We start from the raw sequence: 11164 nt of genomic DNA, 5'->3' as shown, positions 1-11164 counted from the left end.
TTAATTACCTATACTGACGGTTATTGTCAATTGGCTGTTTATGCATTAATCGCAGGTGTCGTATTAATTGCTATTTCACCTTTGGTCCGAAAATTGATGCAAGACGTGAAATAATTTGTAAATTCGGACCTTAATATTTAGGAAATTATGAGAAAGATTGTGATCACACTAGTGCTAATTATAGGACTACAATCCTTGCAAGCGCAAGACGGTTTAACATGGCACACCGATATTAATAAAGCGGTAGAGTTATCGCGCAAAGAACAAAAGCCAATGTTCTTATTTTTTACTGGAAGTGATTGGTGTGGTTGGTGTATTCGTTTACAAAGCGAAGTGTTTAAAAAACCAGAGTTTGTTCAATGGGCCAAAGAAAAAGTTATTCTAGTCGAATTGGATTTTCCAAGAAGAACGGCTCAATCGGATGCACTTCGGCAACAGAATATGCAAATGCAACAAGTCTTTCAAGTAAGAGGTTATCCAAGTGTTTATTTTGTTAAGCCAACTTCGGTCGACGGAAAAACCAATTTTGAGCAATTAGGACAAACAGGATATGTTGCAGGTGGTCCTGAAAAATGGTTAGCCGGTGCCAATGAAATGATTGCACGGTATATTCCCGATCCCAAACCTAAAGGCAAAAAATCTAAAAAATAGTTATAGCATAAAAGGTCCCTTTTCACTCGTATCATGAAAAGGGATTTTTAATTTTTTACAACTTTGTTTCCATAATTTTTTCAGGGAATTTGACGAACTTCCGTCAGCGATTACACCTTTAACAGCATGTGTTTCCAACCAATAGTGCAAATGACATTTCGGATTTTGTATAAGCACAATATAATCAACGGACTGAATAGGAAAAACACCCTTTTTATCAATTACAACTATTTTCTGCCCATTACAATACAAGCGTTGAATCGGACTTTTACGAATAACTTTAGGTGTAAATGTATTGGCTAATCTATAGTTGTCTAATGGTTTTTCAAAGGAACTATTGTTACCTAAAGTATCAATTTCTCGGTTGTGTTTCCAAGTAATGAAATGTCGTTTTCGTAAATTATACACCACCAATTCTTCTTCCGAATTTCGGTATTGAATGACCATCCAATTGCATTGCAGTCCTAAAAGCAATACTACAAGCCAACAAAAGTTTGGATAGTTACGTTTTTGAATAAAATGAACTACAGAAAACACGAACGCATAGAGTAAAATCACAAATGGTAATTGCATCGGAATATCTTGAATTACAAATTTTTCATGTTGCGCAACCCAATGAATTACGCCATTCATTTGTTCCACACTCCATTGAACAGCATTTGTTAACGGCTCCCAAAATACATTAGCATAGGCAAAGATGCAGAGTAGGAATCCCAATAGAAGGAGTAGTCCCAAGGGTGGAAGAATAAGCCAGTTGCTTACTAAAAATAATCCGGGAAATTGATGAAAATAATAAAATGATAGGGGTAGTGTTCCTAGTTGTGCTGCAATTGAAACTGTAGTAAGATTCCAAAAATAGCGCATCACTTTATATTTTGGCTCCCATAACTGCTGTATTAAGGGTTGTAGCCATACAATAAAAAACAAGGCGCAATAACTAAGTTGAAAACCAACATCCCATAAATAATTGGGTTCACAAAGCAAAATCAAAAAGGCCGCAATACATAATGTATTGTAAATATTAACGGTACGTCGTAAATGATGCCCAATGGCCACAAATGAAAACATCGTGACCGACCGTAATACCGATGGAGCTAAACCAGCAATACAACCAAAGCTCCATAATACAACTAAAGTAACCAGCAATTTTAAGCGGCGGAATGGAGATGTATTGGGTAGAAGACGAAAGATAAATTGAAGTAATATGACCAAAAATCCGACATGCAATCCCGAAACAGAGAGTATATGTATTGCACCTGCCTTTTGGTAGTCTGAATTGATTTCTGACGCAATATCATTTTGTTGGCCCAATAGTAAGGCCATGACAAGAGGGCGTTCGTTTTTCCCTAAATGATTCTCTAGATTTTTTGCAATTTGATTTTGGATTGCGGAAGCAAAAAAACGTATGGAACTATTTTTTTGCGGTATTGATTTTATTTTTTTTACATAGAGTTGGCCAAATATATGTTTGTTTTCTAGATAGTTTGAATAGTCAAATTGACCAGGATTGGGAGGGGTGTTGTTGAGATTTAACCATGCCCAACTAGCATAAGTTAGTCCAACTTGTGGTTTGTTTTCTTTTTTAGAAAGAGTAACCACAACTTTTCCTGAAAGCGATTTATCGTTAATGGATTGAATAGTTCCAACAAACCGATGGTTTCGGGTAGTAGATCGCAATACAGATTCAACTTGAAAAATGACTTTTACTGTTTGCGATTTTTTAAAATGATGGGTAAAATGAGACGATTGATGCAATTGATTATGAATCTGTGCAGTCACCATTCCCAATAGCATAAAAAAGAAAAATGTAAATACCCCAAACCAAGGCTGGGGTCGGATTCTCTTACGAGTATGGATGTAAAGGGCGCTTAATGAGACCGCTGTAATCAAAATTCCTACATATAATACAATAGGATTAACACGCACATTGTTTTTCAAGATAATTCCTGAAATAAATGTTAGTGTAATTCGAATCAGCGGAAATTGAATGGTTTTCATATTTCCGACAGTTTAGTGAATACGTTCTTATTCGATAACTCGATTCACCTGTGCGAAAGTTCTTTGGTAATAAGGCTCTTTTGTGGAAGATATAACGACGCCTTGTTGTGTTGACGAATGTACAAATTTTATTTCATTTTCCGAAACTTCGGTCACCATACCCACGTGATTTATGGTTCGACTCCCATTTGTTCGAAAGAATATTAAGTCCCCTCGGCGAATTTCGTCACGGTTTACTTCGCGACCAATTTTTGCCATTTCATGAGAGCTGCGGGGTAAAATGATTTCAAAAGTTTCAAAAGTAGTAAACATCAATCCACTACAATCGAAACCATCACGACTTGTGCCTCCAGAGCGATAAGGGGTTCCAATAAAGGCGAGGGCATTGTTTACCAATTGTTCAGAAAAGTAAGGGTCCTCTTCGTGAGCTATAATGATATCGTCTTCGTTTTGATTTACGATACCCGGAGTGTTTTTGATTTTATGTTCAGAATTCGGATGCGATTCTTTAATCACAGGAGCCGATTTCACCTTTCTTCGTGGAGGTTCTTTGATAGCAACTTCAGTTGATGAAGGTTTATTTTGTGGGGTATAAGTACTGTATTGGTTCTTTTGGATAGCCACTTTTTTGGATGTTATAACGGTAGGTTTTGATGAAGTACACGACACCAATACCAGAGAAACCATGATAAAAGCCAATAGTTTTTGCATTTTTAAATTTTTTTGCAAAGATAAAGCAAAAGAGCTAAACATGGGGTGTTAAACTATTCCAAATATGGTTCGCTGTTTTTTGACTAGCGCCCAAACCACCTAATTTTTGCTCCAATTCATCGTATTTTTTTAGCAATTGATTCCGGTAAATGGGGTCAACTAATTTTTGCAATTCTTCTTTGATCCGAACCGAATTAAAGTCATCTTGGATTAACTCAGTTACCACAAGTTCGTCCATAATTAAATTCACCAATGAAATATACTTTAAGGTAATAATTCGTTTTGCAATTTGATATGAAATTTTACTAGTGCGGTAGCAAACGACTTCGGGAACTTTAAACAATGCGGTTTCCAATGTAGCGGTACCCGAGGTGACTAAAGCTGCATGCGCAACACGCAATAAATCATAGGTTTTATTGGAAACGAACTTTATCGATTTTCCTTGTAAAAAAGGTTCGTAAAACAAATATTCTTGGCTTGGCGCCCCAGCAATTACAAATTGATATTCTGGAAAATCAGATACAATGCGTAACATTTCTTTGAGCATTTTGGAAATTTCTTGCTTTCTACTCCCGGGAAGCAAAGCAATGATGGGTCGATCATCAAGTTTATTAGTGGTCTTGAAATCAGATTCATCGGTAACCGGATGATTATGAATTGCATCGATCAACGGATGGCCAACAAAATCAACGGGATAATTATGTTTTTTTTCAAAAAAATCTTTTTCAAATGGTAATATAACATACAATTTATCAAAGTCGCGTTTGATGGCTTTGATTCGGTTTTCTTTCCAAGCCCAAACTTGTGGTGCGATATAATAATGGGTTTTAAACCCTTGTTTTTTTGCCCATTTTGCAATGCGCATATTGAATCCAGGATAGTCAATAAAGATAACAACATCGGGTTGAAACTCGGAAATATCTTTTTTACAAAACGAAATGTTTCGAAGAATAGTTCCTAAATTGGCTACCACTTCTGCAAACCCCATAAAGGCTAATTCGCGGTAATGTTTTACTAAAGTTCCGCCAACGGCTTGCATCAAATCACCTCCCCAAAACCGAATTTCCGATTGAGGGTCATTTTGATACAAGGCTTTCATTAAATTGGAACCGTGTAAATCACCTGAGGCTTCACCTGCAATAATGTAATACTTCATGCTAAATCAATACGGTCAATAGGGTTAGCAGGCATGTTGCTAGAACCACACCATAGGCCCAAAATTCTTTATTTTTCTTTAAAAACCAAAAGAAGGTTGCCAAGTTTAACAACGACCCTAAGGTGATTACCTTGCCCAATATGCCCTCAGCTCTAATTGTGCTTAAGCTAAAATGATTTGGGTAATCGGTCAGTGTGAAAAGAACCACGAGTATTCCAATTCCCGCCGTTACTAATCCTATTATACAACCGAAGAGTAATGCTTTTCTTTTCATTTTAAAAATCCCACGAATTAAGTAACGGAATCGCATGATGCGCCGTTAGATCAAATTGTACAGGCACAATTGATACATAACCATTGGCCAAAGCCCATTCATCGGTATCTTCACCTTTATCCAAATTGACAAACGTTCCGGTTAACCAATAATAGTCTTTTCCAAAAGGATTGGTTCGCTTGTCAAATTTTTCTTTCCAATAGGCATTGGCTTGCCGACAAATTCGAATTCCTTTAATTGCAGCTTCGGGTAATTTTGGAAAATTAACATTTAAGATTGTTCCTTTGGGAATACCATTTTCAATTACTTGTAATGCAATTTTTTTAATCCAAGCGCGGGTTGGTTCGAAATCGGCTTCCCATCGAGCATCTTGTAACGAAAAACCTATGGCAGGAATGCCTTCTATTCCAGCTTCAATAGCCGCACTCATCGTTCCTGAATAAATTACGTTTATGGACGAATTGGAGCCGTGGTTAATGCCCGAAACACAAAGATCGGGTTGGCGCTTCAAAATTTCATGAATGGCCATTTTTACACAATCAACGGGAGTGCCAGAACAGCTGTATTCAACTACAGCTGTATCGGTGTCAGTCATTTTTTTTAAATGCAAGGTGTCATTCACTGTGATTGCATGTCCCATTCCGCTCTGTGGACTGTCGGGGGCCACAACATATACTTCGCCAATTTCTTGCATAACGTCAATTAAGCAACGAATACCCGGTGCGTCAATGCCATCATCATTAGTAACAAGAATTATAGGTTTTGAATGCATAAATACAATTTCTGTTGTAACAAAAGTACGTATTTTGGGACTGATACGTTACAATTTCCTTAACTTTGACAAAAGTGCAGGTTTAACAAAACTTTAGTCACTCTTCGGTAGAGCTGGCATGGTTTTTTATGTAATTTAGAATTATAAATGAATGCAATTGTGAACTTTATGAAAAGACACTTTAAAAAGATTCTGGTGGTGCTCGTTGTGGCCATTGGGTTGTGGAGTTTTATGCCCAAATCAAAAGATGGGGATCCCGAAAAAGACAAGCTACTTTTGGAGTTATTAACCTATGTAATTGAAAAAGGACATTATAATCCGTCAACGATTGACGATAATTTTTCAAAAGGAGTTTATAAAGAATATATCGAAGCACTAGATCCCTCAAAGCGGTTCTTTTTGCAATCGGATATCGATGCGTTTTCTGTATACGAAACCAAAATTGATGACCAGATCATGAATCGCGATCTTACGTTTTTCAATTTGACCTATAACCGTTTAGTACAACGCATGGAAGAAAGTCGGACCTACTACCGCGAGATTTTAGAGAATCCGATTGATTACCGTGTAGATGAATCAATAAATACCGATTATGAAAATGCTCCATATTGCAAAGATGTAGCAGCTTTAAAGGAACGATGGAGAAAACAAGTGAAGTTGTCTACATTAGCTTCTTTAGTTGAAAAACAAAAACTTCAAGAAAAAGGAACGGACAAAAAAGATGCAAAAATCGAAGTGAAGTCGTATGAGGAATTGGAAAAAGAAACCCGCGAGAGTGCTTTGAAATCGCTAAATGAGAACTTTGATTTTATTAAAGATTTAACGCGTTCTGATTGGTTTTCGGTTTTCATTAATGCCATTACAACCCGTTTTGATCCTCACACTTCCTATTTTGCACCCGACGAAAAAGAACGATTTGATGTGAGTATGAGCGGTAAATTAGAAGGTATTGGAGCCCGCTTGCAAAAGAAAAATGATTTTACTGAAATTACCGAATTAATTTCAGGGGGTCCCGCTTGGAGAGGGAAAGAATTAGAAGCAGGTGATGTCGTTTTAAAAGTAGCCCAAGGCAATGCCGAACCTGTTGATGTTGTTGGTATGCGCTTAGATGATGTTGTGAAAAAAATTAAAGGTCCAAAAGGGACAGAAGTGCGTCTTACGGTTAAAAAACAAGATGGATCCTTAAAAGTGATTTCAATAATTCGAGACGAAGTTGAAATTGAAGAAACGTATGCGCGTTCAAGTGTGGTAGAAAAAAATGGCGTTAAATATGGCATAATTTATTTGCCCAAATTCTATATTGATTTTGAAAATAAGGATAGCCGTGACGCCGCTAAAGATGTAGCTATAGAAGTTGAAAAATTGAAAGCTGCGGGTGTTCAAGGGATGATTGTTGATGTGCGAGATAATGGTGGCGGTTCATTAAAAACCGTTGTCGATATTGGAGGTTTATTTATAGATCAAGGCCCTATTGTTCAAGTGCGTTCAGCAGCTGGAAGAAAAGAAGTGCTTTATGATCGTAATCCGAAAGTAGCGTGGGATGGTCCTTTGGTGATTATGACAAATGAATTTTCAGCTTCTGCTTCAGAAATTTTAGCTGCAGCGATGCAAGATTACAAACGTGCAGTAATTGTTGGGGGAAAACAAACCTATGGTAAAGGTACCGTTCAAAACGTAATTGATTTGAATCAGTTTGTTCGTGGAAGTGCTGTAGGCGATTTAGGAGCATTAAAGACAACGACTCAAAAATTCTACCGAATTAATGGGGGTTCAACCCAATTAGAAGGAGTAAAAAGTGATGTTATAATGCCCGACAAATATGCCTATTTGAAAATGGGTGAACGCGATATCGACAATGCAATGCCCTGGGATAAAATTGATGCCGCTCAATATAAAATTTGGCCCAATCAACCCAACTATGATTATGCTTTAACTAATAGTAGAAAACGAATAGCCGCTAGTGCACAAATGAAACTGATTGATGAAAATGCAAAATGGTTGGATGAACGCAATGACGACTCAACGTTTAGTTTACAAATTGATAAATATAAACAAGAGCAGAAACATTTGGATGAGGTAAATAAAAAATTCAAGTCAATTGCTGATTATTCGAATACGTTTGAATTTAAATCATTGCCCGATGAAGCAGTTCAAATGCAAACTGATGCTACCTTGAAAGAAAAACGACAACGTTGGCACGAAAGTTTATCCAAAGATATTTATATTGAAGAAGCAATTCACGTTTTGGACGATTTACAACACGGTTCCAACAAAGGAGTAACCAATCAAGTAAAAAAAGAAAAAGCAATCAAGTCCTAATAGAAATTATCAAAAACTAAAATGCCCCAACTAATTTATTGGGGCATTTTTTATTTGAAAACATTTTTATAAACCTACCATTCATTTACTTTATTGGCATCCATTTTTAGAAAAATAAATAACAAAATTGTAAAACCCCAAAGTCCAGAACCTCCGTACGAGAAAAAAGGAAGAGGTACCCCAATCGTTGGAAATACACCTATAACCATGGCTATATTTACAAAGAAGTGAATAAAAAGGATTCCAGCCACACAATACCCATAGACCCTACTGAATTTTGTTTTCTGTCGTTCGGCCAAATAAATTATCCGAAGAATTAAACCTACAAAAAGTCCGATCACAAATAAACTTCCCACAAATCCCCATTCTTCTCCTACTGTGGTAAAAATATAATCGGTGTGTTGTTCGGGAACAAAACCTCCTTTCGTTTGCGTACCTTCTAAATAGCCTTTCCCAATCCATCCCCCAGACCCAATAGCAATCTCTGATTGGTTGGTGTTATAGCCAATCCCTTTCATGTCGACTTCTTTTCCTAATAGAATATTGAATCGGTCGCGATGGTGCTGTTTAAAAACATTATTAAAAACAAAATTTACCGAAAATGCGAATACTGAAATCATTAAAAACAGCAAAATACTTGCAAAAATATTTCGGTCAACCAAGCGACTGCGGAAATGATTGACAACCAAAGCCAATGCGGTCAAGCCAATCACAATATAAGGATTGTTAAAAGCCAATGTTAAAATAAAAAGGATAATAGCGATGAAACCCGTTACCAAGTACCAACCCGGTAATCCTTCGCGATACAAAACAATGAAGAATACAGAATAAATTAGCGCACTTCCTGGGTCGGGTTGGGGTAGGATTAGCATTACCGGCAGAAATACAATAAAAAATACTTGAATTTGACGATTCATTTCACGTAAATTCACCTGTACATCGCTCAAATACTTTGCCAACGCGAGTGCCGTAGCTGCTTTCGCAAATTCTGAGGGTTGTAATGTAAAGCTTCCAATACCATACCAACAGCGCTGTCCGGCAATGGTTTTTCCAAACACAAACAACCCGGCAAGTGTTAGTAGTGAAATAGCAAAAAGAATAATGGAATATTTTTCATAAAACTTGGCTTCTACCGCAAGAATCGTAAAAATTATCGGTATTGAAAATAGGATAAAGAGAAATTGTTTTCCATAAATCTGACTAAAGTCAAAAATCGAAGCATCTTCTGGAGCACCTGACAAGGAAGAGGAATAAATATTTAACCACCCCATAATCACCAGAGTACTGTAAATCACAATGCTGATCCAATCAATGTTGCTAGTTACACTTTGGTTTCTCATGGCGATTTCTTTTTAACCGTATCCTTTTTAATTTCTTTAGGGTTTTTGCCTGCTAACGAATCAATTAGGCGTTTTTCGCGTGCGATACTATCTTTTACTCGGGCGTTTAAAATGCCTAAACTATCTTGATGCTTAAGAGGATAACGCTTATTGTATTGATCTTTGAGACTTCCTTCTAACATTCTTTTCTCAAAATCAGTACGAGTGATTTTCCCTTTTAAATAGCGTTCAATCATTAATGTCGCAATAGGACCAGCCCAACGTTTACCCCAATATCCATTTTCAACAAAAACAGCAATTGCAATTTTTGGATTATCCTTTGGGGCGAAAGCAACAAAAATTGAGTGATCCTGCAACTTGGTGCGCTTACCATTAATAATCATGAAGTTTTCTGCGGTTCCTGTTTTTCCACAAATTTCGATTCCTTCAACCCCTAAACCCGAAGCAGTTCCTCCCGGTCCATAAACAGCATGCATACCTTCAATTATTGGGTCAAAATATTTACGATCAATAGTTGTGGTATGTTTCTTGCGAAATTTAGCATCTATGGTTTGTCCTTTAATCTTTTTAATGATATGCGGTGTGTAAAAGTAACCTCGATTGGCAATTGCAGCCATGAAATTGGCTAACTGTATCGGACTCATAAGTACCTCCCCTTGACCAATTGCATTGGAAACAATTGTTTTCCCATCCCATTTCCAACCCGCATAAGTACGGTTATATATTTTTGAATTGGGAATATTGCCGCGAACTCCTATAGGTAAATCATACCCCATGAAATCGCCTAATCCAAAACTTTTTAAATGTTTTGCCCACAAATCTACCGCATAACCATGATTGTTATACTTGTTGATAATTTTGATATAGGAACTGGAGAAAAAAGTGTTGCACGATTCATAGATAGCACGATGCAGTTGAACGGGTCCACCCGAGCAATGGCACCGCATAAAACGTCCTCGGGCATAGCTAAAACCATGATGACAAACAAAGCGCGTACTATCTCTAATTACCCCTTCTTGTAAAGCCACTAATCCCGTTAGAATTTTAAATGGGGAACCAGGTGTATATTGTGCCAAAAGTCCCCGGTCATACAAAGGTTTGGCGATAGAATCGCGGTACAAAACGCTATAGTTTTTTGAGCGTTGGCGACCTACAAGTAATGAAGGGTCATAGTTTGGAGATGTTACCAATGCCAAAATTTCACCCGTCTTGGGCTCGATAGCCACAATCCCTCCCCATTTATTGACCATTAATTCTTCACCATACTTCTGAAGCGCACCGTCGATAGTCAGGGTAATATCATAGCCTTGTTTTGCAATGGTATCGTATTTACCATCTTTGTAGGAGCCTATTTCTCGGTTAAATTTATCGCGGAGAATGTGTTTTACTCCTTTTTGACCCCGAAGAACTTCCTCATAACTTTGTTCAATTCCTTGTTTTCCAATCAAATCTCCAGGTTTGTAGTAGGGATTTTTCGATACGATGGCCTCGTTTACTTGTGCTATAAATCCAAATACATTTGCACCATAGCTTACTTGATAATCACGAATTGAACGCTTTTGAATATAAAAGCCGGGAAATTTTCTAATTTTTTCTTGAAAGGCTGCATATTCGAGTTTGTTTAATTGAGGCAGAAAAACAGAAGGCAGCATCGGACTATAAATGCGTGCTTTTTCCATTTTTTTTAAAAAGAAATCGGTATCAATATCCAAGAGTCGACAAAAGGCTAGCGTGTCCAAATTTTTAACTTCTCGGGGAACCACCATGATATCGTAGGAGGGTTGATTGGCGATTAATAATTTGCCATTACGATCATATACATAGCCGCGTTCTGGATAATCATATTTAATTTTTATTGCGTTATTTTCCGATTTTAGTTTGAAGGAATCATCAATAATTTGTAAATAAAAAATCCGAATCAATAATAAACTGGCAAGAATGAT

The 11164-nt window shown here is 37.1% G+C and carries 9 protein-coding genes; 2 read left to right on the top strand and 7 right to left on the bottom strand.

What is annotated here, in order from left to right:
* Positions 1–147 precede the first annotated feature (147 nt).
* Positions 148–651, top strand: coding sequence for a thioredoxin family protein (locus tag Q0039_RS03000; protein WP_297508849.1), 504 nt, complete (start codon positions 148–150; stop codon positions 649–651).
* Here Q0039_RS03000 and Q0039_RS02995 read toward each other — a convergent pair whose 3' ends face one another.
* From Q0039_RS02995 to surE, 5 genes are read right to left on the bottom strand one after another with little or no spacing between them, the layout of a single operon-like run.
* On the bottom strand, positions 652–2649 hold the full coding sequence (locus Q0039_RS02995; RefSeq protein WP_297508846.1) for a ComEC/Rec2 family competence protein: 1998 nt from the start codon (positions 2647–2649) through the stop codon (positions 652–654).
* Positions 2650–2676: 27 nt separating this feature from the next.
* The gene (locus Q0039_RS02990) at positions 2677–3360 is read right to left on the bottom strand and encodes a C40 family peptidase (RefSeq protein ID WP_297508844.1); all 684 of its coding nucleotides are present in this window, start codon (positions 3358–3360) and stop codon (positions 2677–2679) included.
* Between the two features lie 34 nt (positions 3361–3394).
* On the bottom strand, positions 3395–4516 hold the full coding sequence (gene lpxB / locus Q0039_RS02985; RefSeq protein WP_297508841.1) for a lipid-A-disaccharide synthase: 1122 nt from the start codon (positions 4514–4516) through the stop codon (positions 3395–3397).
* Between the two features lies 1 nt (position 4517).
* Positions 4518–4790 carry a hypothetical protein gene (locus Q0039_RS02980; RefSeq protein ID WP_297508838.1) on the bottom strand — a complete coding sequence of 91 codons (273 nt, stop codon included), beginning with the start codon at positions 4788–4790 and terminating at the stop codon, positions 4518–4520.
* 1 nt (position 4791) lies between these two features.
* Positions 4792–5562 carry a 5'/3'-nucleotidase SurE gene (surE, locus tag Q0039_RS02975; protein ID WP_297508835.1) on the bottom strand — a complete coding sequence of 257 codons (771 nt, stop codon included), beginning with the start codon at positions 5560–5562 and terminating at the stop codon, positions 4792–4794.
* A gap of 147 nt (positions 5563–5709) precedes the next feature.
* Between surE and Q0039_RS02970 the strand changes: the two genes are divergently transcribed.
* Positions 5710–7881 carry a carboxy terminal-processing peptidase gene (locus Q0039_RS02970; protein WP_297508832.1) on the top strand — a complete coding sequence of 724 codons (2172 nt, stop codon included), beginning with the start codon at positions 5710–5712 and terminating at the stop codon, positions 7879–7881.
* Between the two features lie 74 nt (positions 7882–7955).
* On the opposite strand, the gene rodA is transcribed toward Q0039_RS02970, so the two are convergent.
* Both rodA and mrdA read right to left on the bottom strand, forming a co-directional pair.
* On the bottom strand, positions 7956–9221 hold the full coding sequence (gene rodA / locus Q0039_RS02965; RefSeq protein ID WP_297508829.1) for a rod shape-determining protein RodA: 1266 nt from the start codon (positions 9219–9221) through the stop codon (positions 7956–7958).
* The coding region (gene mrdA / locus Q0039_RS02960; protein WP_297508826.1) for a penicillin-binding protein 2 at positions 9218–11164 on the bottom strand (1947 nt) is incomplete at its 5' end. The genes mrdA and rodA, both read right to left, overlap by 4 nt.

Source organism: Flavobacterium sp., assembly GCF_027484945.1.
In the GTDB taxonomy this organism is placed as follows: Bacteria; Bacteroidota; Bacteroidia; order Flavobacteriales; family Flavobacteriaceae; genus Flavobacterium.
Note: the sequence above shows the minus strand (reverse complement) of the source record. Positions and strands in the feature narration are given on the sequence as shown.